24 protein-coding genes and 1 tRNA gene are annotated in these 22,681 nt (G+C 68.1%); 12 read left to right on the top strand and 13 right to left on the bottom strand.

Annotated features, from left to right (window positions below; translation table 11 throughout):
- Window positions 1–24 precede the first annotated feature (24 nt).
- Together AB0N61_RS12150 and AB0N61_RS12155 are read right to left on the bottom strand one after the other, a co-directional pair.
- The gene (locus AB0N61_RS12150; protein WP_363364383.1) at window positions 25–276 is read right to left on the bottom strand and encodes a hypothetical protein; all 252 of its coding nucleotides are present in this window, start codon (window positions 274–276) and stop codon (window positions 25–27) included.
- Window positions 273–509, bottom strand: coding sequence for a hypothetical protein (locus tag AB0N61_RS12155; protein WP_167947473.1), 237 nt, complete (start codon window positions 507–509; stop codon window positions 273–275). Before AB0N61_RS12155 ends, AB0N61_RS12150 begins: the two co-directional genes overlap by 4 nt.
- Before the next feature lie 195 nt (window positions 510–704).
- Between AB0N61_RS12155 and AB0N61_RS12160 the strand changes: the two genes are divergently transcribed.
- Together AB0N61_RS12160 and AB0N61_RS12165 are read left to right on the top strand one after the other, a co-directional pair.
- Complete coding sequence (locus AB0N61_RS12160; RefSeq protein ID WP_363364384.1) at window positions 705–1,118, top strand: hypothetical protein; 414 nt, start codon at window positions 705–707, stop codon at window positions 1,116–1,118.
- A gap of 80 nt (window positions 1,119–1,198) precedes the next feature.
- Entirely contained in the window at window positions 1,199–2,188 is a 990-nt protein-coding gene (locus tag AB0N61_RS12165) for an aldo/keto reductase (protein WP_363364386.1), read from the top strand.
- A 13-nt stretch (window positions 2,189–2,201) separates the two neighbouring features.
- On the opposite strand, the gene AB0N61_RS12170 is transcribed toward AB0N61_RS12165, so the two are convergent.
- The 5 genes from AB0N61_RS12170 to AB0N61_RS12190 form a co-directional block, all read right to left on the bottom strand.
- Window positions 2,202–2,999: a siderophore-interacting protein gene (locus AB0N61_RS12170; RefSeq protein WP_363364388.1), complete on the bottom strand. Its 798-nt coding sequence runs from the start codon at window positions 2,997–2,999 to the stop codon at window positions 2,202–2,204.
- Between the two features lie 99 nt (window positions 3,000–3,098).
- A complete protein-coding gene (locus AB0N61_RS12175; RefSeq protein WP_363364390.1) occupies window positions 3,099–6,017 on the bottom strand; it encodes a hypothetical protein in 2,919 nt (972 codons plus the stop codon).
- A 129-nt stretch (window positions 6,018–6,146) separates the two neighbouring features.
- Window positions 6,147–7,529, bottom strand: coding sequence for an LCP family protein (locus tag AB0N61_RS12180; RefSeq protein WP_363364392.1), 1,383 nt, complete (start codon window positions 7,527–7,529; stop codon window positions 6,147–6,149).
- A gap of 124 nt (window positions 7,530–7,653) precedes the next feature.
- A complete protein-coding gene (locus tag AB0N61_RS12185; protein WP_363364395.1) occupies window positions 7,654–8,016 on the bottom strand; it encodes a hypothetical protein in 363 nt (120 codons plus the stop codon).
- 197 nt (window positions 8,017–8,213) lie between these two features.
- Window positions 8,214–8,296: transfer RNA gene (locus AB0N61_RS12190), tRNA-Leu, on the bottom strand.
- 285 nt (window positions 8,297–8,581) lie between these two features.
- On the opposite strand from AB0N61_RS12190, the gene AB0N61_RS12195 reads away from it, so the two are divergent.
- Genes AB0N61_RS12195 through pknB form a run of 7 tightly spaced genes read left to right on the top strand, consistent with a single transcriptional unit; the run spans window position 8,582 to window position 17,481 of the window.
- Complete coding sequence (locus tag AB0N61_RS12195; protein ID WP_363364396.1) at window positions 8,582–9,310, top strand: DUF3662 and FHA domain-containing protein; 729 nt, start codon at window positions 8,582–8,584, stop codon at window positions 9,308–9,310.
- Window positions 9,307–9,843, top strand: coding sequence for an FHA domain-containing protein (locus AB0N61_RS12200; protein WP_363364398.1), 537 nt, complete (start codon window positions 9,307–9,309; stop codon window positions 9,841–9,843). The genes AB0N61_RS12195 and AB0N61_RS12200 overlap by 4 nt, the downstream gene beginning before the upstream one ends.
- A 7-nt stretch (window positions 9,844–9,850) precedes the next feature.
- A complete protein-coding gene (locus AB0N61_RS12205; RefSeq protein ID WP_167947489.1) occupies window positions 9,851–11,146 on the top strand; it encodes a protein phosphatase 2C domain-containing protein in 1,296 nt (431 codons plus the stop codon).
- Window positions 11,143–12,528 carry an FtsW/RodA/SpoVE family cell cycle protein gene (locus tag AB0N61_RS12210; protein ID WP_363364400.1) on the top strand — a complete coding sequence of 462 codons (1,386 nt, stop codon included), beginning with the start codon at window positions 11,143–11,145 and terminating at the stop codon, window positions 12,526–12,528. Before AB0N61_RS12205 ends, AB0N61_RS12210 begins: the two co-directional genes overlap by 4 nt.
- A 1-nt stretch (window position 12,529) precedes the next feature.
- Window positions 12,530–13,984, top strand: coding sequence for a penicillin-binding transpeptidase domain-containing protein (locus AB0N61_RS12215; protein ID WP_167947493.1), 1,455 nt, complete (start codon window positions 12,530–12,532; stop codon window positions 13,982–13,984).
- Complete coding sequence (locus tag AB0N61_RS12220) at window positions 13,981–15,732, top strand: protein kinase (protein WP_363364403.1); 1,752 nt, start codon at window positions 13,981–13,983, stop codon at window positions 15,730–15,732. The genes AB0N61_RS12215 and AB0N61_RS12220 overlap by 4 nt, the downstream gene beginning before the upstream one ends.
- A 54-nt stretch (window positions 15,733–15,786) precedes the next feature.
- Window positions 15,787–17,481, top strand: coding sequence for a Stk1 family PASTA domain-containing Ser/Thr kinase (gene pknB / locus AB0N61_RS12225; protein ID WP_363364405.1), 1,695 nt, complete (start codon window positions 15,787–15,789; stop codon window positions 17,479–17,481).
- On the opposite strand, the gene AB0N61_RS12230 is transcribed toward pknB, so the two are convergent.
- From AB0N61_RS12230 to AB0N61_RS12240, 3 genes are read right to left on the bottom strand one after another with little or no spacing between them, the layout of a single operon-like run.
- Window positions 17,460–18,128: a gamma-glutamyl-gamma-aminobutyrate hydrolase family protein gene (locus AB0N61_RS12230; RefSeq protein ID WP_363364407.1), complete on the bottom strand. Its 669-nt coding sequence runs from the start codon at window positions 18,126–18,128 to the stop codon at window positions 17,460–17,462. The two genes, pknB and AB0N61_RS12230, sit on opposite strands and share 22 nt — an antisense overlap.
- A complete protein-coding gene (locus AB0N61_RS12235; protein ID WP_167947501.1) occupies window positions 18,125–18,280 on the bottom strand; it encodes a hypothetical protein in 156 nt (51 codons plus the stop codon). The genes AB0N61_RS12230 and AB0N61_RS12235 overlap by 4 nt, the downstream gene beginning before the upstream one ends.
- A 20-nt stretch (window positions 18,281–18,300) precedes the next feature.
- Entirely contained in the window at window positions 18,301–19,095 is a 795-nt protein-coding gene (locus AB0N61_RS12240; protein ID WP_363364410.1) for a class E sortase, read from the bottom strand.
- 87 nt (window positions 19,096–19,182) lie between these two features.
- On the opposite strand from AB0N61_RS12240, the gene AB0N61_RS12245 reads away from it, so the two are divergent.
- Window positions 19,183–19,422: a cell division protein CrgA gene (locus tag AB0N61_RS12245; protein WP_042541028.1), complete on the top strand. Its 240-nt coding sequence runs from the start codon at window positions 19,183–19,185 to the stop codon at window positions 19,420–19,422.
- 144 nt (window positions 19,423–19,566) lie between these two features.
- Here AB0N61_RS12245 and AB0N61_RS12250 read toward each other — a convergent pair whose 3' ends face one another.
- On the bottom strand, window positions 19,567–20,469 hold the full coding sequence (locus tag AB0N61_RS12250) for a rhomboid family intramembrane serine protease (protein WP_167947505.1): 903 nt from the start codon (window positions 20,467–20,469) through the stop codon (window positions 19,567–19,569).
- A 21-nt stretch (window positions 20,470–20,490) separates the two neighbouring features.
- Window positions 20,491–21,048 carry a peptidylprolyl isomerase gene (locus AB0N61_RS12255; RefSeq protein ID WP_167947507.1) on the bottom strand — a complete coding sequence of 186 codons (558 nt, stop codon included), beginning with the start codon at window positions 21,046–21,048 and terminating at the stop codon, window positions 20,491–20,493.
- 145 nt (window positions 21,049–21,193) lie between these two features.
- Between AB0N61_RS12255 and AB0N61_RS12260 the strand changes: the two genes are divergently transcribed.
- Window positions 21,194–21,694, top strand: coding sequence for a DNA helicase (locus AB0N61_RS12260; RefSeq protein WP_363364414.1), 501 nt, complete (start codon window positions 21,194–21,196; stop codon window positions 21,692–21,694).
- A 50-nt stretch (window positions 21,695–21,744) separates the two neighbouring features.
- The gene (locus AB0N61_RS12265; RefSeq protein WP_185274899.1) at window positions 21,745–22,206 is read left to right on the top strand and encodes a YbaK/EbsC family protein; all 462 of its coding nucleotides are present in this window, start codon (window positions 21,745–21,747) and stop codon (window positions 22,204–22,206) included.
- 1 nt (window position 22,207) lies between these two features.
- Here AB0N61_RS12265 and AB0N61_RS12270 read toward each other — a convergent pair whose 3' ends face one another.
- The gene (locus AB0N61_RS12270; RefSeq protein WP_363364417.1) at window positions 22,208–22,630 is read right to left on the bottom strand and encodes an NUDIX hydrolase; all 423 of its coding nucleotides are present in this window, start codon (window positions 22,628–22,630) and stop codon (window positions 22,208–22,210) included.
- Between the last annotated feature and the right edge of the window lie 51 nt (window positions 22,631–22,681).

The following is a 22,681-nucleotide window of genomic DNA, read 5'->3' on the forward strand; positions in this document are numbered from 1 at the left end:
TCGCGGCCTCAGGGGTCGCGTCGGTCACTCGCCCGAGCGGCGCGTCCCGATGCCCGGCTCGTCGTTGTGGATGGACTCGTCCTGCACCGACGACTCCGACGACGGGTCGACGCGCACTGCACCGGAGCCCCCCGAGTCGGCACCCGCGTTTCCCGCGGGAGTCTCTCCGACCTGGTCAGGGTCGTCGGCGTTGCGGTCGTCGATCAGCGCCGCGATTCCTTCTTCCGAGGGCTCCGGGCCCCGGACGTCGGCCCCGGGTTCGCCGCCGAGGCTCACTCGGTGCCGTCCCGCAGGTCGGTCGGCGCGTCGCCGCTGTGCTGCAGACCCTCGTCCTCCGGGGCGAGGTCGCCCTGTCCGTCGTCGCCCAGCTCGGCGTCGACCGGGTCGTCGCCCTGAGTCTCGGGCTGGTCGGTGTCGGTGGGAAAGGTGCCGTCCGAGAAGTCGTCGACTCGGGGGACGCCGGGCATGTCCGGCGGGAAGCTGTTCGCGAAAGCGTCGATGTTCGACATGATGCCCTCCAGGTTGTGTGCGGGTTCCCATCATGTGTCGGATCGGTGAGGAGCGCACGGCGGTTGACAGCCCGGCAGAGGGCGAGGATCATTCCCGCCCCGGGCCCGGAACGACGGGGGCCTCCGTCGCCGACGGCGGCCGTCTCGGCGGACGACTCGATTGTGTCCTGGGCCGGTCGCCCTTAGGGTGTGGGCATGAACCGCTCCCCCGTCCGTCATCTGATGAGCGGGGCTCTCGTGGTCGGAGCGGTCTCTCTCCTCACCGGCTGTGTCAACGCCCCGACCGTCGACGTGCTCGACAGCGGAGAACCCGCACGCCTGCCTGCCTCTGTCACCTCCGATCAACTCGAGACGGTGGTTCCCGATACCGCGCGCCTGATCGGTGAGGATTCCGACGGGCACACCTTCTATGCGGTCGAGGCGAGTGGCGAGGCGGGACCCGGAAGGGTCTGTCTGGTCATCGACGGTGTCGAGCACGGCCCGGTCATGGCATGCGGAGCGATGCCGATCGAGGTCGAGTCCGACGGGGTGCGCGCGCGTCTCAGCGTCGAGGTCGTGCCGGAAGACAGCGGCGAGAAGATCGGCGAGTACCTCCGCGTCTTCCTGTGATCGACGACGGTCCGTTCGGCCCGCACCCCGCCGCATCGTGAGAGCATCGATCGCAGACCACGACTCGAGGGGGATTTCGGATGCTCGACACCGCAGACACCGTCAGGCTCGGCCGTTCCGGACTGCAGATCTCGAAGGTGGTGCTCGGATGCATGAGCTTCGGTGCACCGGATCGAGGAGCACACGGATGGTCGCTCGATGAGGAGGCAAGCCGTCCGCTGATCAGGCAGGCTCTCGAGGCAGGCATCACGACGTTCGACACCGCCGACGTGTACTCCGACGGCACCAGCGAGGAATTCGTCGGCCGTGCGCTCAAGGACTTCGCGCGCCGGGACGAGATCGTGCTCGCGACCAAGGTGCATGGGCGCATGGGCCCGGGCGCGAACCAGGCCGGACTCAGCCGCGCGCACATCATGTCGGCCATCGACGCGAGCCTGACCCGCCTCGGCACCGACCATGTCGATCTCTACCAGATCCACCGCTGGGACCCCGAGACGCCGATCGAAGAGACCATGGAGGCGCTGCACGACGTCGTGCGCTCCGGCAAGGCTCGCTATGTCGGAGCCTCGTCGATGTGGACGTGGCAGTTCGCCACGGCCCAGGGTGTCGCTGCGCAGAACGGCTGGACGCGCTTCGTCTCGATGCAGGACCAGTACAACCTGCTGCAGCGCGAAGAGGAGCGGGAGATGCACCCGTTCTGCCTCGACTCGGGTGTCGGCGTGCTGCCGTGGTCTCCGCTGGCGCGTGGCAGGCTCACGCGCGACTGGGATGAGACGACCACGCGGACGGCGACGGATGCCTTCGGCGCGACGCTCTATCGCCGCGAGGAGGAGTCGAACCGGGCGATCGTGGATGCGGTGGCTCGCGTCGCCCAGGCACGCGGAGTCTCCCGGGCGCAGATCGCGCTCGCGTGGGTCGCGCAGCAGTCAGCCGTGACCGCCCCGATCGTCGGAGCGACCAAGCCCGCTCACATCGACGATGCGGTCGCCGCCGTCGGCATCCGGCTGGAGGCCGCCGAACTCGCGGAACTCGAGGGCGCGTACACACCGCGGGAGCCGGAGGGTTTCTGACGGTCGTCGAGCGCTACTCGATCTGACCGATCGGCTCACGCTTCTCGGCCTGGAACTGGTCTTCCGCGCGGCCCCGTGCCCAGTAGGCGGAGATCGACAACGACTCGCGCGGCACCTCGCGCTGCTTCAGCAGGGCCCGCACGGCCTTGATGGTTCCCCGCTCGCCGTGCGCGAAGACTCCGGGGTGTCCGTCGCGCCAGGGCAGCTCCGCGAGCACGTCGAGCAGGTCGTCGTCGGTGTCTGTCCACCGCACCGTCACTCCCGATGGAACATCGGGCAGGATGCGGTCGGCGGGGTCGGCGACGGTGACGACGACGTGCCCGACGGCATCCGCCCTCATCGCCTCGACCGCCGACGAGATCGCCGGTAGGGCGGTGTGGTCGCCGATGAGCAGATGCCAGGGCGCTCCGGGCTCGGGCGTGTAGCCGCCGCCCGCACCGCTCACGACGAGAGTGTCACCGGGCTGTGCCCGCCGGGCCCACGGGCCTGCGACGCCGTCTTTACCATGCACGACGAAGTCGATCACGAGGCGCTGCTGCTCGGCATCCGCCGCACGCACCGTGTAGGTGCGCGGAGTGGGCAGCTTCTCGGGGCTGTGCTCCCGCAGCTGGGCGAGATCGTATGGCGGAGTGATCCCGTGGCGAGGGTCGGCGAACAGGATCTTGACGTACTTGTCGGTGTAGACGTTGTCGGTGAAGGCCTCGTAGCCCTCACCTCCGGCTGTGATGCGCACGAGGTCGGGACTGACCTGCTCGACCTGCTGCACGCTGAGCACGGCTTGGCTGGGGGTGCGGCGAGGCTGTTCGGGCATGGGGTCTCCAGTCGACGGGAAGGGGAGTCCTCTCCAGTCTGCCGGTGATCTACGCGACCGGGGCCACGCGGCGACGCGTCATCCGTGCATCACGATCGGTCACTCCATCGACTCGTGCTCGTCACCCTCTCGTGCTGCGCGGCGACGAGAAGCGACGATGAGCGCGATGCCGCCCGCGACCACGATCAGCGCCGCTCCGCCCACGGCCAGCGCGAGCGTTCCGTCACCACCCGTGCCCGGGAGTCCGCCCCCGGACCCACCCGCACCGGGCGGTGTCGGATCCGGGTCAGGAGACACGGTCGGGTCAGGAGACACGGTCGGGTCAGGAGACTCGGTCGGGCTCGGCGTGGGGGTCGGGCTCGGCGTGGGAGTCGGAGTCGGCGTCGGAGTCGGGCTCGGCGTCGGAGTCGGGCTCGGCGTCGGCGTCGGCGTCGGCGTCGGCGTCGGGGTCGGCGTCGCATCGAAGCGGTTCACGATCGTGCAGGTGACGTCGACAGCGAGCGGCAGGGTCAACTCGGCGGTCCCGTCACCCGTCTGACGGATGCCGCCCGCGCCCGGGAACCCTTCGCCCTCGCACGTCCACTCTCCCGCCGCATAGTCGCTCGCCTGGTCGTCGTCAGACGCCTCGGAGAGAACGTAGATGCCGGCGGGCACCTCGGTCGGAGCGACCGAGCCGAGCCCCTCGAGGTCGGTGGGTCCGTCGGCGCGCACGGTCCACAGGTCGGGATCGGCATCACCGCCCTCGACCTCCTTCGCCAGACTCAGCGACGGGGCGATGGCGACGTTCAGGGCCGTGCAGACGGCCTCGTCGCCGAAGCCGAGCGTCGCCTTCTCGGTCGACGCGTCGAAATCCGCTCCGACGCACGACCACGACACGTCGTATCCCGCGGGGCCGTCCTCGCTGAACACGTACTCCCCCGGCGGGGTGAAGAGATCGGTCACCGCATCCGTCCCGCTCGCGCCGGCGAAGGCGGCATTGCCCGGCCCTCGCGTCTTGAGAACGAAGTCCGCCACCGAGGCGGTTCCCCCGGCGGTGTCGTCGATCTCCTTCACGAGCGTGATCTTGGGCGTGATGGCGTTGTTCAGCACTTCGCAGACCACGTCCCGCCCGCCGGGGATCGTGACCTGTCCGCCGCTGGCGGTGGCGCCGAAGCACGACCATCCGAGCTGCTCGAAGCCGTCGGGACCGGAGACCTCCGAGAGCGACCAGGTCTGATCGGCCGGAATCGGGACGCGGGTGGCACTCGGCGACCCCGACTGGCCTTCGACCGTGGTTGCGCCGGAGGATGCTCGAAGCACCCACTCGCTCGGCAGGGGCGGCGTTCCGAACGCGGCGCTCACGCGCTTCTGCAGCGTGATCGTCGACTGCGTCCAGGTGTTCGTGATCGTGCAGATGACCGAGTCTTCGCTCCCGTCGATCGTCACCGACGTCGCGGTCGGCATGACCTCAGGGCTCCCGGTCTCCTCGTCGATGCAGGCCCACCCGCTCGCCTCGTACAGCCCGGCATCCGCTGCGGTGCTGACCTCGCCGAGCTCATACGTGCCCGGGTCGACCGCCGCATAGCTCACCGCCGGCGTGCCGCTCGCACCCGACACCGAGTCCACCGCCCCGACTGCGCTCAGGGTCCAGTCATTCGGAGCGAGCGTTCCCCCTCCCGTGTTGACGACGTCTTTCACGAGCGTGAGGTGGGAGGTCTGTGAGACGTTCTCGATCGTGCAGGTGACGTCGTCACCCTCCGCGATCGTGACCTCATCGACGAATCCCGTCGAGTTGGTGCACTGCCAGCCTTGGGTCATGTATCCGTCGGTGGGTCCCGTCTCGGCGAGCTCGTAGGTTCCCACACCGACCGGCTCGTCGGTGACCGACGCCGTGCCGACGATGCCCTCGATGCGCTCGGCTCCGCTGTCGGCCGAGAGGGTCCAGGCCTGAGGGGGCTGAGGTCCGTCGACGGTCTTGACCAGCGTCAGCCGGCCACCCGCGAACGCGTTCACGATCGTGCATCGCACGTCCTCGTCGCCGTCGATCGTGAGCTGCCCCGCCGAGACCGCCACCGGGGTGTCCGGGTCCGTCGCGAGGTCCACGCACTCCCACTCGCTCGCCGTGTATCCCCCTGGCCCGGACTCCGACAGCGTGTAGGTTCCTGGCTCCACGGCGACGTGGCTCACATCGGAAGACCCGGTCGCGCCCGAATGAGGGGTGGGTCCCGCAGCCGCGAGGGTCCATTCGGTCGGCTCGTCGAGCGTCGCTCCGGCGGGTCCCTCGACCTCCTTGACCAGGGTGAGCCTGGGCAGCGAACCGGTGTTGCGGATGGTGCAGGTCACCGATTGATCGAGGTCTATGTCTATCCGTCCCGATGCGTCCACAGGCAGGGGGCTCGACGCGCCCGCGAGAGTCGTCGCGGTGCACGTCCAGGCGCTCGAGGTGTAGCCGGACGGCCCGCCGCTCTCACTCAGCTGGTACTGACCGATCCGCACCCGCTGCGCCGTCACGGCATCCGAGTTCCCCGGTCCGCGGATGTTCATCGGCCCCTCCGCCTGCAGGGTCCACAGCGACGGATCCGCGCTGCCGCCGACGACCTCCTTGATGAGTGTCAGTGTCGGTGCGATCGCCTCGTTCTCGACGGTGCAGGTGAGCTGCTGGTCCGCTGTCAGAGTGATGGTGCGCACGGGCTCGGTCGTGACGCTTCCGCCGCACTCCCACTCCACGAAGCGGTAGCCGCCGGGGGTGTCCTCCCGCACGATCTCCGAGATCTCATACGTGCCCGGCGGGATCCTCATGCTCTGGATGCCGTTGAGTCCCTGCCCGCGGAACGTCTCGCCGGTGTCGACGTTGACGGCCTGCACGTCCCACAGCGATCGATCACCGACGCTCGAGCCGGTGTCGAGGTTCTCGATGCGCTTGAATAGCGACAGTGTCGCTTCACCCGCCGCGGTCGCCGTCATCGGTGCGACGAGGGCTCCGGCCACGACGAGGAGCACGGCCACGAAGGCGGCTCTGATGAACGCGCGCTGTCTCATGAGGCTCCGCTTCGTCCTGCGAAAGGGGCGAGTGCAGCCCACACTACCCAGAGAAGGCCCTCGGGTGGTCGGTCAATATATCGGTCGACCGGCCGTTGAGGTCGCCCGGCGCGTCTGCTCAGTCGCGCCTCAGGCGGCGCACAGGTCGGTGTCGGCGCTGCGGTTCACCGCGTCGACCGGCCGCGGTGGCACCGGGGTCGCACGGGGCTGCGAGGTGAGCGCCTCGTAGTCGGCGCCGAGCAGCAGCTGCACGCCGTCGACGTCCCCGACCTGCACGGTGACCTGGATGCCGAGCTCCGCGGCGAGCGCCTGTGCCGTCTGCTGGGCGTCAGGAGTGTCGGCCGCGATGATCGTCGTGAGGTCGACCGGGTCGGCGTTCGCGATGCCCGCGACGGTGTAGCCGTAGCCGGACGCGTCATCCGAGACGCGGGACGCGAGGCCGCTGACGCCTGCGCCGTTGAGGATCTGCACGGGTGCGGTGCGCACCGGGGCCTCGGGCTGCACCTCGTCGGTCGTGAGCACGATGGGCACGTCGTCGATCAGAGCCCGGAAGATGACGTCGGCATCCGCCGTGGGCACGACGCGATTGGGGTCGTTCGGGGCCTCGGTGGTCGGCATCGTGAGGAACGTGACGCTGCTGAGCGGAACGTTGGCGACGCGGGCGGCGAGGCCGGCGAGATCGGTCAGGGCTCCCAGGCCCGGGTCGACCGTCATCGACGAGGTGACGGCATCGAGGAACGCATAGAGCCGATCGGGGCGCACGAGCACAGCGGACTTGGTCGCCTTCTGCACGATCGCCGACAGCACCATCTGCTGGTGCCCGAGGCGGGCGATGTCGCTCTCCTCGGCGAGCGCGTGGCGCGTGCGTGCAAGGGCGAGTGCCTGATCGCCGTTGATCGACTGCGGCCCGGCGGGCAGGTCGAGGCGCGCGTGGCCGTCCTGCAGCGCCTCGGGCAGGCACACATCGATGCCGCCCATCGCGTCGACCATGCCGATGAACCCCTCGAAGTCCATCTGCACGAAGTGGTCGATCGTGAGTCCGGTCAGCTGCTCGACCGCTGCGACCGAGCAGGCCGGTCCGTACTGCAGCGCCGAGTTCAACATCCCGAAGCCGCCGCCATACGACCCGCGGCCGTTGTCGTCGCAGGCGGGCAGGTCGGCGAGCGTGTCACGCGGAAGCTGCACGGCGTCGATGCGGGTGTTGTCGCTCGAGATGTGGGCGATCACCATGGCATCGCTGCGCTCGCTCCCGTCGTCTTCACCGAAGCCATCCGACTGGAGCGCCCTCGAATCCGACCCGAGCAGCAGGATGTTCAGATCGCCCGTCGCGAGTTCGGGCTCGCTCTCTTCGTCATCCGAGCGGATCGGAGCGGTCGTGACGTTGCCCTGCAGCTGCCCGTAGGCGATCGCGGCCACAGCGACCAAAGCGAGGACGACGACGACGCTGATCCAGCCGATCACACGGCCGCGCCGGCGGCGGGGGCGAGTCTCGGGGTCTGAGCCGGACGTCACGTCGCTCCGGTCGTCGCTGTGGGGGGAAGCTGGCGATCTCACCCGTTCACACCATCATGAGTGGGGCCCGACCGCCAACATGTGAAGGCGGCGAGTCCTGCGAGGGTGCTGTGAGCCGGCCCGCTCACACCGTGACGTACCCCCGCGAGGAGTCGTCGTGGACGAGGCGGTAGTCCGGTGTCGCGCCGCGTCGATCGGCCAGACTCCACACCCGGGCCGATCGCTTCTCGTCGGCCGATGAGGCGCCGTATTCGAGCACGAGCGCACTCGGCATCCGTCCGTCGCGGTACTCGCCGACGAAATAGCGCGGGCTGCCGAGGCCACCCGAGTCCACGCGCCCGACGAACTGCGCGGAATCGGTGATGCGGGGCGGGGTGGCGTGGAAGTCGGCGGGTGAGATGCGCTGCACGGCCTGAGGCTGCGCGAAGAAGGGAAGAGAGATCGACGCCGTCCGGCGTGAGTACTCTGGGGCGTGTTCGTGACTCATGTGAGCCTCCTCAGTCAGGGATGGTGGTGTCTCACGGACAGTGGTGCCGGGGCTGCAACCCCGGCACCACGTTGTCTTCCCACCGTACCTTATTTTGAACTGTTCAAAACAACCGCATCGCTCCACGCCCTGCGGGCATGAAAAAGGCCCGGCTTCCTCGAAAGGAACCGGGCCTGTCTCACATCTACTGCTCGCTGTGCGCGAGGGGGGACTTGAACCCCCACGTCCATAAGGACACTGGCACCTGAAGCCAGCGCGTCTACCATTCCGCCACTCGCGCGAGTATGTCGGGCTCCGAAGAACTCAACTTCCCAAAGATATCACGCGTTCACCCCCTCGAAGAAACCAGGGCCCCGATGGGCATCGCGTCCGGATGCAGGAGCGGGGCACGGATGCAGGATCAGACGATGTTCTCCAGTCCTGCAGACGTGCCGCGGTCCTGCATTTCGCCGCATCCCACCTCCCCCACTCCCCCGGAATCTCGGGGCTTTCCCGGCCCGCGACGGCGTTCACCCAGCACACCTCGCTACGATGTGCCTACCAGTCGGCATGCCAGAGGAGCCCAGTGGGACTACTTGACAGCTTTGAGAAGGGTCTCGAGCGCGCTGTGAACAGCGCCTTCGCGAAGACCTTCCGCAGCGGCATCCAGCCCGTGGAGATCGCTTCGGCCCTTCGGCGCGAAGCGGACACCAAAGCGGCTGTGGTGAGCAGGGACCGCATCATCGCGCCCAACAACTTCGTCGTGCGCCTCAGCACAGACGACGCCGAGCGGATGCAGGGGCTCGGCGGAGCCCTCACCGACGAGCTGCATGCGCTCCTCACGAAGCACGCGAAGTCGCAGGGTTACAGCTTCTCGGGCCCGCTCTCGATCTCGCTCGAGGGCGACGACAAGATCGCCACCGGCACGATCAACGTCAGCTCCGGCACGGTCGAGGGCCGTGTCGAGTGGCAGGCCGTGATCGATGTGGAGGGCCGTCGCCACTCCCTCACCCGCGCGCGCACCGTGATCGGCCGCGGCACGGATGCCGACATCACGATCGCCGACGCCGGATCCAGCCGCAAGCACGTCGAGGTCCTCTGGGACGGCGAGCGCGCGATGATGCGCGATCTCGGATCGACCAACGGCACCAAGGTCGACGGGCAGAAGGTGCGCGAAGCCGCCCTCCCCTCCGACACCACCCTGACCATCGGACGCACCGACCTGGTGTTCCGCATCGTTCCCGTCGCCTCCCCGTCACGCCCGCCCCGGCCGCGAGACGACGATGCGACCCGCGCGTTCGGAGCCCTCTCGTGAGCACTCCCAGTGAACTCGTCCTCCTGCTGCTCCGCATCGGCTTCCTGCTGCTGCTGTGGTTCTTCGTGTTCGGGGTCGTCTACTCGCTGCGCGCCGACCTCTTCGGCATGAAGGTCCGCAAGCTCCCGGCCGAGGCCGCGGCGGCGACACCGGCTCCGGCTCCGGCGCCGTCACCGGCATCAGCACCGGCGTCGCGTCCGGCCTCGTCGAAGGCCAGCACAGGACCCGCGACGATCGCGACGGCCAAGCGCCTCGTGATCACCTCCGGCCCGAAGGCGGGGCTCGAGCTCCCTCTCGGCACCGAGACGCTGACGATCGGTCGCTCGAGTGAATCGGCTCTCGTGATCCGCGACGACTACACGTCCAGCCACCACGCGCGTCTGCTGCTGCGCGGCGACAGCTGGGCGATCCAGGATCTCGACTCGACCAACGGCACCTTCGTCGCCGGCCAGCGCGTGACCGGCGGTCCCGTCGCACTCGCTCTGGGCACGCCGATCAAGGTGGGCGCCACGACCTTCGAGCTGCGAGCCTGACCCCGGCATGGTCTTCGAGGGCTCGAGCGCCGCGATCTCCCACACCGGGAAGGTCCGCTCCAACAACCAGGATTCCGGATACTCCGGGGCGAATCTCTTCGTCGTCGCCGACGGCATGGGCGGTCACGCCGGCGGTGACGTCGCCTCGAGCATCGCGATCCATCGGATGGAGCCGCTCGACCAGCCCTACTCATCGGTCGACGACGCGCAGGCCTCCCTGCAGGCCGCCGCGACGACGGCGGCCGGCGACCTGATCCGCGCCGCCAAGGACCGCCCCGAACTCGCCGGTCTCGGCACGACGCTCAGCGCGATCATCATGGTCGACGACTACGCGGTCATCGGGCACATCGGCGACTCGCGCATCTACCTCTACCGCGACGACGCGGTGACACAGATCACGGCCGACCACACCTTCGTGCAGCGCCTGGTCGACTCAGGCCGCATCACCCCCGAAGAGGCGCGCTACCACCCGCGCCGCTCGGTGCTCATGCGCGTGCTGAGCGACATGGACGCCGATCCCGAGCTCGACATGTTCGTGATGCACACCCAGCCGGGCGACCGCTGGCTGCTGTGCTCCGACGGCCTGTCGGGCGTGGTCGACGAGGATCACATCCTCAAGGCGATGCGCATGGGCATGGCCCCGGGGCGCACGGCCGACAATCTGCTCAAGCAGGCGCTCGACGGCGGCGCTCCCGACAACGTCACGATCGTGCTCGTCGAGGTCGGCGGGCAGCACGCGATGCACTCCGGCACGGCGACGATCGTCGGCTCGGCATCGAACCCCGCCAACGTGACGGTGCCCCCGGTGCGCGCGCCCCGCGGCAACTGGCTGCACCCTGTGCGCCAGGCCGCGAACGAGCCCAGCCACTTCGAGCCGGCGCCCGAATACCTCGAGGAGCTCATCGAAGAAGACCGTCGGCGCGCTAAGCGCCGCCGTCTGGGCTGGATCGCCGGAATGCTGGTGGTCGTCGCGATGCTCGTGTTCGCGGCCTTCGCGGCATACAGCTGGACGCAGACCCGTTACTTCGTCGGCGCCGACGAGGACAGTGTCGTGATCTACCAGGGTGTGCAGCAGAACATCGGTCCGATCACCCTGTCGACGCCGCTCCGCGACACCGACATCCTGCTCGCCAACCTTCCGCCCTATCAGCGCGACTCCGTGGAGCGCACGATCACCGCCCGGTCCTTCTCGGATGCCGAGGCCATCGTCGCGCGGCTCCAGGCCGGCGCCGACCGCGTGACCGGCGAGACCCCGCTGCCCACTCCCCTGCCCACCGAGACGCCGACGGAGGACGCAGGATGACCGCCGACGTCACGGCCGACACCAGCGTCATCAAGGCGCTCAAGCGCATGCGGATGCCGCAGACGCAGCGCAACCGCGAGTTCTGGCTGCTGCTGTTCGCCGTCGCGCTCAGCGGCGGGGCCCTCACGCTCGTGCAGCTCGGTGCGCTCGGTCTGATCGACCCGATGATCCTCGCGATCGGCGGTGGTCTCGCGGTGCTCGCCTTCGCCATGCACTTCGTGCTGCGTGCCGTTGCCTCGGCTGCCGACCCGTTCCTGCTTCCGATCGCCACGCTGCTGACCGGCCTCGGCATCGCCATGATCTATCGCATCGACATCGCGAAATCGCTGACGGGCTGGGACGCGTACTCGACGAAGCAGCTCGCCTGGACGGGCATCTCCCTCGCGGGTGCGATCGCCTGCGTGATCCTGCTGCGCAACTACCGGGTGCTGTTCCGCTACACCTACATCTTCGGCCTCTCCGGCATCCTGCTCCTGCTGCTGCCCTTCGTCCCGGGTCTGCGCATCCCCGACGCGAACGCCCAGGTCTGGGTCTCGCTCGGCGGCATGTTCGCGTTCCAGCCGGGCGAGCTCGCCAAGATCTGCCTGGCGATCTTCTTCGCCGGATACCTGGTGCGCACCCGTGAGAGCCTGACCTCGGTCGGCACGAAGTTCCTCGGCATCATGTGGCCGCGCATGCGCGAACTCGGACCGGTTCTGGTGGTGTGGGCGATCTCGCTCGGCATCATCGTGATCCAGCGCGACCTCGGAACCGGAACCCTGATCTTCGGCATGTTCGTCGCGATGCTCTACGTCGCCACCGGCAAGACCAGCTGGGTGCTCATCGGGCTCGCCCTCGTGGCCGCCGGAGTCGCTGTGGCGACGCAGATCCTCAGCTATGTGCGGGGCCGCTTCATCAACTGGCTCTTCCTCTTCGATCCCGAGCAGGTCGACCCCGACGGCGCGGGCTTCCAGCCCATGCAGGGCCTGTTCGGCCTGGCGCACGGCGGTCTCCTCGGCACCGGCTGGGGCCAGGGACGCCCCGATGTCACGCCCCTCGCGCACAGCGACTACATCATCACGAGCCTCGGCGAGGAGATCGGCCTGATCGGGCTGTTCGCGATCCTCTGCCTCTACATGGTGTTCGTCAGCCGCGGTGTGCGCATCGGACTGGCGGGTCAGGACGACTTCGGCAAGCTGCTCGCCATCGGCCTGTCGTTCACCATCGCGCTGCAGGTGTTCATCATGGTCGGCGGCGTCACGCGGGTCATCCCCCTGACAGGTCTGACCACCCCCTTCCTCGCCGCCGGCGGATCCTCGCTCATCGCCAACTGGCTGATCGTGGCCATCCTGCTGCGCATCTCCGACGGCGTCCGCAGCCAACCCCGGACGGTGATCGGCTGACATGACCAAAGAACTCCGCCGTCTCAGCATCGTGATGCTGTTCATGTTCCTGTCGCTGTTCGCCGCGACCAGCTGGATCCAGGTGGTCGAGGCCGACGCCCTCGGGCAGGACCCGAACAACAGGCGCACGCTGCTCGACAGCTACGAGATCCAGCGCGGATCGATCATCGTCGACGACGTCGCGATCGCCTCGTCGACCCCCTCCGACGACCGCTACCAGTTCCAGCGCGTCTACACGGATGCCGCGATGTGGGCACCTGTCACCGGATACTTCAACCCCGCACTGCAGTCGGCGACCGGCATCGAGCGGGCGATGAACGCCGACCTGTCCGGAACCGGGTCGAGCGCCTTCTTCGCCGAGATCGAGCGGATCCTCTCAGGCCAGCCGCAGAGTGGATTCAGTGTCGAGTTGACTCTCGACACCGCGGCGCAGCGCGCCGCCTATGACGCCCTGCAGGGGCTCAACGGCGCGGTCGTCGCGATCGAGCCGGACACGGGGCGGATCCTCGCGCTGGTGTCGACCCCCGGGTTCGACACCAATCAGCTCGCGACGCACGACGCGGATGCCGCGAACGCGACCTACGACCAGCTCGACGAAGACCCGACGAAGCCCCTTTCGAACCGGGCGATCGCGGGCGACCTGAACCCTCCCGGTTCGACGTTCAAGCTCGTCGTCGCGGCCGCCGCCTACGCCTCGGGCGATTGGACGCCCGACTCGACGCTTCCGAACCCCGCTCGCTATCAGCTGCCCGGCTCGACGAACACGGTGGCGAACGCGTGGGGCGGCACGTGCGGCAGCGGAGACACCGTGACGATCTCCGAAGCGATCCGCCTGAGCTGCAACATCCCGATGGCCGAGCTCGCCGTGCAGCTCGGCGATGACGCGATCCGCGAGATGGCGGAGAAGTTCGGGTTCAACCGCAGCTTCTCGACGCCGCTCGAGTCGACGCCGTCGAGCTACCCGCGCGCCCTCGACGATGCGCAGACGGCGCTCACGGGCTTCGGGCAGGGACAGGTGACCGCGACGCCGCTGCAGATCGCGATGGTGGCGGCCGGCATCGCCAACGACGGCGTCGTGATGAATCCCCGCCTGGTCGACACGGTGATCGGCAATGACCTCTCGGTCATCCGTTCGTACGACGACACCGAGTTCGGCCGGACGACCGACGCCAAGATCGCCGATCAGCTCACGGCGTCGATGGTCGCGAGCGTCTCAAACGGCGCTGCGCAGGGTGCAAGAATAGACGGGGTCGATGTGGCCGGGAAGACCGGCACGACCGAGAACGATAACAAGCCGTACACGTTGTGGTTCACCGGTTTCGCGCCGGCGGACGACCCCGAGGTGGCAGTAGCGGTCCTCGTCGAAGACGGCGGTGGACAAGGGCAGTCAGGATCCGGCGACACCATCGCCGCTCCGATTGCAAAGAAGGTCATAGAGGCGGTGCTGGGCAGATGAGACCGACGCAGGGTGTGTCGTTCGGTGGTCGCTACGAGCTGCAGTCGCGTATTGCGATCGGCGGCATGGGCGAGGTGTGGGAGGCGACGGATCACGTCATCGGCCGCACCGTGGCCATCAAGATCCTCAAGGACGAGTACATGGGGGACCCCGGGTTCCTCGAGCGGTTCCGCGCTGAGGCGCGCCATGCCGCACTCGTGAACCACGAGGGCATCGCGAGTGTCTTCGACTACGGCGAGGAGAACGGCAGCGCATACCTCGTCATGGAGCTCGTGCCCGGCGAGGCCCTCTCCACCGTGCTCGAGCGCGATGGCGCCCTGAACGCCGACAAGACCCTCGACATCGTCGCGCAGACGGCATCCGCTCTGCAGGCCGCGCATGCCGCAGGTCTCGTGCACCGTGACATCAAGCCGGGAAACCTGCTGATCACGCCCGACGGCCGCGTCAAGATCACCGACTTCGGCATCGCCCGCATCGCCGACCAGGTGCCGCTGACGGCCACCGGCCAGGTCATGGGCACCGTGCAGTACCTCTCGCCCGAGCAGGCGTCGGGGCATCCGGCGTCGCCGGCGACCGACACATACTCGCTCGGAATCGTGGCCTACGAGTGCCTTGCCGGCAAGCGTCCCTTCACGGGTGAGTCGCAGGTCGCGATCGCCATGGCGCAGATCAACGAGCAGCCCCCGCCGCTGCCCCCGACCGTGCCGATCCCGGTGCAGAACCTCGTCATGGCGATGATCGCCAAGAAGCCGGGCGACCGACCGTCGTCGTCCGCGACGGTGGCGCGCGCCGCCCAGGCACTGCGCCGCGGTGATCTGAATTCCGCCGCCATCGCCGTGCCCGCCATCGCGACCGGCGGAGTCACCTCCGACGACGCGACCCAGCTGCTCACGGCATCCGGTGACGACGGCACCACGCGCATCCTCCCCACCACGGCTCAGCTGCCCACCGACGAGCAGGCCGCGGAGGACGCCGAGAAGAAGAAGAAGAAGCGCAGCCCGTGGACATGGCCGCTCATCGCGCTGATCGCGCTTCTCGTGATCGTGCTCGGCGGAACCGTGTTCGCCCTGATGAACCAGGGCGACCCCGACGCCGAGCCGACCCGGTCGGCGACCACGTCACAGACCCCCAAGCCGACGCCGACCGAGACCGAGACTCCCGAGCCCGAGCTCGTCGACGTCGACGGTCTCGGACTCGTCGGAATGCAGTGCGAGGCCGCGCAGAACGCCGCCATCAACGCCGGACTCCAGGCCGAGTGCGTGGTGGGCAACACCGTCGCTCCCAACGCCAACCAGGTCGGAACGGTCGAGTCCGTGCAGCCCGGCGGCAACGTCCCCGAGGGCACGGTCATCACGCTGACGACCTTCAAGGAGCAGGTGAAGGTGGGCAAGCCCGCGGGCACTCCGACCATCGCCGGCACCGCCACCGAGGGCGAGCCCGTGACCCTCAACTGGCCGAGCTTCGAGTGCCCGTCCGGCACTCCGGCACGATCGGCCTTCGAGGTGACGCTCACCAACGCGACCTTCTCCGGCGGCAACTCCGGCGAGTCCATCCGCAGCTTCGGACCGAGCGTGCTCTCGACGCAGATCATTCCCGGTTCGGCAGGACAGTCGATCACCGCCACGTTCCGCGTCTTCTGTGGAAGCGACATGCCCTCCGAGCAGTCGGATGCCATGCCGGGCGTCGTCATCCTGCCCGCGACGGATGCCGGTGAAGGCGACACCGACGGCGGAGACTCAGGCGAATAACCCGCTCCCGCCGTAGGCTGGAGCATCCACAAGGTCGTATCAGGGGGTCACCACGTGACGACAGAGCCACGCGTTCTCGCGGGTCGCTACCGCGTCGACGAGCTCATCGGGCACGGCGGCATGGCGAAGGTGTACCGCGGGTACGATCTGACGCTCGGTCGGTCGGTGGCGATCAAGCTCCTCGACCCCGAACTGGCGCGCGACAACGCGTTCCGCACGCGCTTCCGTCTCGAGGCGCAGTCCGCCTCACGCATGTCGCACCCGTCGATCGTCCGTGTGTACGACGCGGGCGACCCCTCGACCACCGACAGCAGCACCGATGAGCCTCCGTACATCATCATGGAGCTGATCAGCGGCACCCTGCTGAAGGACATCATCGCCAAGGGGCCGGTGCCGGTCGAAGACGCCGTGCGCTACGTCGACGGCATCCTCGAGGCGCTCGACTACTCGCACCGTGCGGGCGTCGTGCACCGCGACATCAAGCCGGGCAACGTCATGGTGACCGACAAGGGCCAGGTCAAGGTCATGGACTTCGGCATCGCCCGAGCCGTGTCCGACTCCTCGTCGACGGTCGCCGAGACCACGCAGATCATCGGCACCGCGGCATACTTCTCGCCCGAGCAGGCCAAGGGCGAGCCCGTCGACGCCCGGGCCGACCTCTACTCGACCGGAGTGGTGCTCTACGAGCTGCTCACCGGCCGTCAGCCGTTCCGCGGTGAGTCGCCGGTCGCCGTCGCCTACCAGCACGTCAGTGAGACCCCGGTGCCTCCGACCGAGGTGAACGAGGACTCCCCCGGTGCCCTCGACCCGATCGTCCTGCGCGCGCTGGCCAAGGATCCCTACCAGCGATACCCGGATGCCGCGCACTTCCGCGCTGCGCTCGACTCGGCGGTGTCCGGCCATGCGCCGAGCCGCAAGGAGCTCGGCGCACTCACGAGCGAACTCTACGGCCCCAATCCGCGCGCTGCTCAGGAGACCGCCCGGTCGCTGCGTCAGCTGAGCACCGACACCACGATGGCTCGCACGCAGTCGGGTCCGCCTGTCGCGTGGATCTGGGCGGGGGTGGCGCTGCTGGCCGTGCTGCTCGCATCGGTGCTGTTCTGGGTGTGGACGCTCAGCATGCGTCCCGACGACGTGCCATCGAGCTCGCGCGTGGTGCCCGACCTCGTCAATGTGTCGTCCGAGCGTGCTCAGGATGATCTCGGCAAGCTCGACCTGACATCGAAACTGGTGCTCGAGTCCAGCAACGACATCGCCGAGGGCAATGTGACCCGCACAGACCCCGCGGCCGGCACCGCCGTGAGCGAAGGCGACTCGGTGACGGTCTACGTCTCCTCCGGCAAGGAGACGGTAGTGGTTCCGATGCTGGAGGGCATGTCTCTGTCGGCCGCCAAGGACGCGATCGCGGCGGCAGGACTCGAACTGGGGACGGTCATCCAGCGCAACGACAAGGGGCTGGCTGCCGAGACGGTGATGGAGGCGAGCGAGGAGGCCGACAGCGAGGTCGCCCCGCGGACCGTCATCAATCTCGTCGTCGCCAGCGGACGGGTGACCCTCACCGACGTGACGGGGTGGACGATGGAGGCGGCGCAAGCCGAGCTCGAACGCATCGGCCTCACGCCCAGTCCGGTCGAGCTGATCGACTGCACTCCGACCGAACCGCCGACCGTGTCGTCGATGTCGGCCGCACCGGGAGACGTGGCGATCGGGTCGACGGTCGAGCTGCGCTACTGCGTCGCGGCCGGCTGACCTGCACGACGGTCGGCACCCGACACGGGGTGCAGCGTCGCGGAGATCGCCACGGCGTGTTCGTCGCCGCACGAAGCGAGCCAGTTGGCGAGCAGACGGTATCCGCCTTCGGTGAGCACGCTCTCGGGGTGGAACTGCACCCCGAGGATCGGCAGCCGCGTGTGCGCCAGAGCCATGACCGTCCCGCTGTCTGTGCGCGCCGTGACAGCCACATCCGCCGGCAGCGCGCTCTCGGCGAGAGCGAGCGAGTGATACCTGCCCGCGTCGAACGGCGAGGGGATGCCCGAGAAGAGGGCTGATCCGTCATGCGTGACCTGCGACACCATGCCGTGCATCAGCTCGGGCGCTTCCGTGACGGAGGTGCCGAACGCGGCGCCGATCACCTGATGCCCGAGGCAGACGCCGAGAAGCGGCATCCGCATCCGTGCGGCGAGGCGCACGGCGTCGATCGAGACCCCGGCGTCATCGGGTGTACCGGGACCGGGCGAGAGCAGCACCGCATCGACATCCGACAGCATCGTCTCGAGATCGGCGGCATCAGTCGCATCCGCTTCGATCAGCGTGACCTCAGCGCCGAGCTCGCGCAGGTACCCGACGAGCGTGTGCACGAAGCTGTCGCGGTTGTCCACGACGAGCACCCGCGTCATTCGAGGTCGACCTCACCCGGGGTGATCAGAGGGCTCACCCAGGGGAAGACGTACCAGAAGAGTCCGTAGAGCACCGCTGCCACGAGCACGAGGAGGATGAAGAGCTTCAGCCACCACGGGCCGGGGAGGATGCGCCAGAGTGCGGCATACATGGGTCGTCGTGTCCGTTCGGCTAGATCGACGGCGCGGCCGGCGGAGGTGGCGGGTCGGTGAGCGCGGAGGGCGGACCCTCGGCGCGCGGTTGGAAGCTCTCGTACACTCCGTAGGCGACGATGCGCTCGGCGAGGGAGTACAGCGGCGAACACGCGGTGAGCGTGATGTACCTCTCGCCGGTCGCGACGCCGGGCATCTGCGGCACGTCGAGCAGCACATCGGTCTGCGTGGGCTTGACGTACTCGAGCGTCCGGAAGCGGTAGGTGAACCAGCCGTCGGGCGTCTCGACGACGATCGCGTCGCCCACCTGGAGCTTGTCGAGCTGATTGAACGGCTTGCCCCAGGTGGTGCGGTGGCCGGCCATCGCGAAGTTGCCGATCTCGCCGGGCATCTTCGAATCGGTGTAGACGCCGATGCCGAGCTTGTCGAGCGTGCGTGCGCGGCTCGTGCCGCCGTAGATCCCGACGTTGTACTCGGCGCCGAAACGCGGGACGTGCATCTGGCCGAGAAGCTCGGTGTCGGCCGGGGCGGCAGGGATCACGGGCTCGAAGGCCGTCGCTCCGTCGTCGGTCTGGACGACCGGTGGGAGTTCGGGGGCGGGGGCGTTCGCCCATTCCTGCGAGACCGCCGCACCCTCCTCGTTCTTCTGGGCCGAGATGATGATGTCGCCGATCCACATCTGCCAGGCCACGAAGAGGAGCACGATCACGCCTCCGGTGAGCAGCAGCTCGCCGAGCACGCTCGAGAAGGTCGCGCGCGAACGGCGCCGGCGACGGTGTGCTCGTCGCTCCCCCGAGACGACGGATGCAGTCATGGCCAGAATCCTATCTGCCGGACCTGAATTCCCGCCCTGTGGCCTGGGTTTTCCGCGCGATATGACACTCTTCGGTACACTGTGGGAATGGCACGCGACCGCAAGACCGAAGAACCCGAAGCTCCGCGCAGCGAAGGCGAAGCCGCGCCCAATGCCGTGTGGTTCAAGCCGGTGATGGTCGGCTTCATGCTGCTCGGTCTCGTCTGGATCCTCGTGTTCTACATCTCGGGCATGCAGTTCCCGATCCCGGGTCTCGACAACTGGAACCTGGCGATCGGCCTGGGCATCGCTCTGATCGGCTTCCTGATGACGACTCGCTGGCGCTAGGGCGCCACGCCACTGCTTTCGAAAAGGCCCCTTTCGCTTCAGCGAGAGGGGCCATTTTCTGGTTATCCACAGGTTATCCCCAACATGGGGAGAATTACACAGATGTTATTCACAGCGGTTAACAACCCTGTTAACAACTCTTGATCAGGAGTAAACCGTCGTGATCAGGAACGGTACCAACAGGGCGACGATCAGGATCAGGGCGACGACCACCGCAGCCAGCAGCACGATCTGCAGGGTCCTCTGCTCGCGTCTGCGGGTTCTCGTGAGGATGAACGCCACGAGCGCGCCGACGATCGCGCCACCGAGATGCGCCTGCCAGGCGATGTTCTGAGAGAACACGAACCCGACCACGAAGTTGATGCCGAGGATCACGAGGATCCCCGTCACGTTCGCACCGATGTGGCGCCCGATGATCAGCAGCGCGGCCATCAGGCCGAAGATCGCGCCGGAGGCGCCGACCGTCGCCGTGCCGGGCGCGAGCAGTGCGACGGCGACGGAACCGCCGAGACCGCTGATCAGATATAGCGACAGGAAGCGGACCCGGCCCAGCATCGGTTCGAGGCTCTGGCCCAGCATCCACAGAGCGAGCATGTTGAGCGCGAGATGCAGGAAACCGCCGTGCACGAAGACCGCTGTGAGAAGCCGCCAGGGTTCGAACGGCATGAGAGACAGGTCCGGATACAGATAACCGGCCGCGAACAGCAGCTGGCCGGTGATGGCCTGACCCATCCCCGGGATCAGCTGAAGGAGCCCGATGAACGAGGTGATCGCGAGCAGCGAGTAGGTGACGACAGGCTTGCCACTGCCCCGCGAAGAGAGTGCGGTGCCGCGTCCGCCCCAGCGACGCTCGGCGCGTTTCTGGGCGGGACTGCGGTTCTTGCGCTCCGCCGCCATGCACTCGGGGCAGATGACCCCGACTGCCGCCTGAGTCTGGCACTCGGGGCAGATGGTGCGCAGGCACCGCTGGCAGAGCACGAAGCTCTGCCGATCCGGATGCCGGTAGCAGAAGTTGTCACGGTTGTCCGTGAACTCAGGCGTCGTCATCCGGATCGGCCAGCGTCGACGTCAGGCCGCGACGATGTCGATCGACTGCAGCACGACCGGCTCGATGGGGCGATCGCCCGCAGCCGTCGGCACAGCGGCGATCGCGTCGACGACAGCCTTGGAGGCGTCATCCGCGACCTCGCCGAAGATGGTGTGCTTGCCCTGCAGCCAGGGAGTGGGGTCGGTCGTGATGAAGAACTGCGAGCCGTTGGTGCCCTCGGCCTTGCCCGTGATGGCGTTGCGACGGAGGCCGGCGTTGGCCATGGCGAGGATGTAGGGCTCGTTGAAGTTGAGCTCCATGTTGATCTCGTCGTCGAAGTTGTAGCCGGGACCGCCGACGCCCTGTCCGAGCGGGTCGCCGCCCTGGATCATGAAGTTCGGGATGATCCGGTGGAAGATGACGTCCTTGTAGAGGGCGCCCTCGCCCGGCTTGCCGGTGGCGGGGTGCGTCCACTCCTGGGTGCCGTCGGCCAGGCCGACGAAGTTCTTGACCGTCTTCGGGGCGTGGTCGCCGAAGAGGTTGATGACGATGTCACCGTGGTTGGTGTGCAGGGTTGCGACATGAGAAGCGTGAACCATGGGTCCATTCTCGCAGAGCTTCCCATGAGTTGGCCCGCGTCTAGCGCTCATCGCCCCCGGACGCAAGGGTTCGGCGATTCCCTCGCCCCATACAGGGTCGCGTGGCAAGATGGGGAATCCGTACTCCAATCGACAGGAGATCATCGTGAGCATCAGCCGCAAGCGGAAGAAGGAGCTGCGTCGTCTGCAGAACGACGCCAACCAGCTCTGGGAGAACCAGCAGGTCCTGGTCGGGCACGCCGCCGACGTCGCCCGTGAAGCCGGACGCCAGCTCGGCAACTTCGGTCGCGAGCAGGTCGGTCCCGTCGTGCAGGACACCTACAACCGTCGTGTCGCGCCGGTCGTCGACCGTGGCGTCCGCTTCGGACACCACGTGGTGGACGACAAGGTCGTCCCGATCGTCGGCGGTGTCGTCGGCTCCGCGCTCACCGCGTGGGACGTCGCGAACGCCAAGCGCGAGGGCGTCGTGAAGAAGGTCAAGAAGGCCACCCAGCCCGAGCCCAAGGGGCCGAGCGTCGGCTCGGTGATCGCTCTGATCCTCGGAGTCGCCGCGGCAGCCGGTGTCCTCTACGCCGCCTGGCAGGCACTGCGTGCAGACGACGAGCTCTGGGTCGCGGACGACCCGCTTTCCGCTCCTGACGCGTGATCTCGACATCGGAGCCCCCGGCCGCTGAGCCGGGGGACCTCCATGCTCGGGTGAGGGATGCCGCCACCGCTCGCGGTCTCGACATCGAGATCCGCGAGCGTCCCGCGGCCCGAAGTCTCTTCGAGGCTGCAGATCTCCTCGGCATCCCTCCCTCCGGCATCGTGAAGACCCTGGTCGTCAAGCGATCGGATGACACGTACCTCTTCGCGCTGATCCCGGGCGGCCGGTCGATCTCCTGGCCGAAGCTGCGGGCCATCGTCGGCGTGAACAAGCTGCGCCTGCCGGATCCGGATCTCGCTCTGGCCGCCACGGGTTACGAGCGCGGCACCATCGTGCCCATCGGCAGCACCACCGACTGGCCCGTCTTCGCCGATGAATCGATCGTGGGCCAGCGGATCGCCATGGGCGCGGGATCGCACGGCTACAGTCTCTTCGTCGACGCCGACGACCTCATCGCCGCCTACGGCGCCACCGTCGCCGACATCTCGGTGCCCGAAGAGGCCCGCGACTGACTCAGAGGATGCCGGCCATTCGCAGTGCGATATCGACCAGTTTGACCCTCTGCAGCTCCTTCACCGCCTTGAGCGGGAACCACTCGGCCATGTCGGTCGAGCCCTCCTCTTCGAACGTCAGCTTCCCGCCGGTCACAGACGCCCGATAGACGATGCGCAGCGCGTGCAGTGGCTGATCCGACTCGTTCACCCTCTGGCTCGCCGGGATCACCCTCGAATGGATGCCGAGCAGCTCGCCGACCTTGACCGTGTAGCCGGTCTCTTCCCGAAGCTCGCGACGCACCGCATCTTCCGGCGCCTCGCCGGGTTCCAATCCGCCACCGGGCATCGTCCACGCCACGCGGCGACCCTCGATCCAGCGCGCAAGGAGTATGCGACCGTCGTCATCGGTGACGACCGCGTATGCCGCGACCCGCATATCCATTCGTCCACCATAGTGGTCCGGCATCGGCCGGAGAACCGCCGGCGGATCGAT

Source organism: Microbacterium sp. NPDC089320 (genome assembly GCF_040684875.1).
GTDB lineage: Bacteria > Actinomycetota > Actinomycetes > Actinomycetales > Microbacteriaceae > Microbacterium.

What these genes read in the sequence shown, in the direction of transcription:
- AB0N61_RS12160 (WP_363364384.1), top strand. Translation starts at nt 705, where the DNA reads ATGAACCGCTCCCCCGTCCGTCATCTGATGAGCGGGGCTCTCGTGGTC.
- AB0N61_RS12210 (WP_363364400.1), top strand. Translation starts at nt 11,143, where the DNA reads ATGACCGCCGACGTCACGGCCGACACCAGCGTCATCAAGGCGCTCAAG.
- AB0N61_RS12230 (WP_363364407.1), bottom strand. Translation starts at nt 18,128, where the DNA reads ATGACGCGGGTGCTCGTCGTGGACAACCGCGACAGCTTCGTGCACACG.
- AB0N61_RS12170 (WP_363364388.1), bottom strand. Translation starts at nt 2,999, where the DNA reads ATGCCCGAACAGCCTCGCCGCACCCCCAGCCAAGCCGTGCTCAGCGTG.
- AB0N61_RS12205 (WP_167947489.1), top strand. Translation starts at nt 9,851, where the DNA reads ATGGTCTTCGAGGGCTCGAGCGCCGCGATCTCCCACACCGGGAAGGTC.
- AB0N61_RS12155 (WP_167947473.1), bottom strand. Translation starts at nt 509, where the DNA reads ATGTCGAACATCGACGCTTTCGCGAACAGCTTCCCGCCGGACATGCCC.
- AB0N61_RS12215 (WP_167947493.1), top strand. Translation starts at nt 12,530, where the DNA reads ATGACCAAAGAACTCCGCCGTCTCAGCATCGTGATGCTGTTCATGTTC.
- AB0N61_RS12185 (WP_363364395.1), bottom strand. Translation starts at nt 8,016, where the DNA reads ATGAGTCACGAACACGCCCCAGAGTACTCACGCCGGACGGCGTCGATC.
- AB0N61_RS12270 (WP_363364417.1), bottom strand. Translation starts at nt 22,630, where the DNA reads ATGGATATGCGGGTCGCGGCATACGCGGTCGTCACCGATGACGACGGT.
- AB0N61_RS12235 (WP_167947501.1), bottom strand. Translation starts at nt 18,280, where the DNA reads ATGTATGCCGCACTCTGGCGCATCCTCCCCGGCCCGTGGTGGCTGAAG.
- AB0N61_RS12245 (WP_042541028.1), top strand. Translation starts at nt 19,183, where the DNA reads ATGGCACGCGACCGCAAGACCGAAGAACCCGAAGCTCCGCGCAGCGAA.
- AB0N61_RS12240 (WP_363364410.1), bottom strand. Translation starts at nt 19,095, where the DNA reads ATGACTGCATCCGTCGTCTCGGGGGAGCGACGAGCACACCGTCGCCGG.
- AB0N61_RS12255 (WP_167947507.1), bottom strand. Translation starts at nt 21,048, where the DNA reads ATGGTTCACGCTTCTCATGTCGCAACCCTGCACACCAACCACGGTGAC.
- AB0N61_RS12220 (WP_363364403.1), top strand. Translation starts at nt 13,981, where the DNA reads ATGAGACCGACGCAGGGTGTGTCGTTCGGTGGTCGCTACGAGCTGCAG.
- AB0N61_RS12165 (WP_363364386.1), top strand. Translation starts at nt 1,199, where the DNA reads ATGCTCGACACCGCAGACACCGTCAGGCTCGGCCGTTCCGGACTGCAG.
- AB0N61_RS12250 (WP_167947505.1), bottom strand. Translation starts at nt 20,469, where the DNA reads ATGACGACGCCTGAGTTCACGGACAACCGTGACAACTTCTGCTACCGG.
- AB0N61_RS12175 (WP_363364390.1), bottom strand. Translation starts at nt 6,017, where the DNA reads ATGAGACAGCGCGCGTTCATCAGAGCCGCCTTCGTGGCCGTGCTCCTC.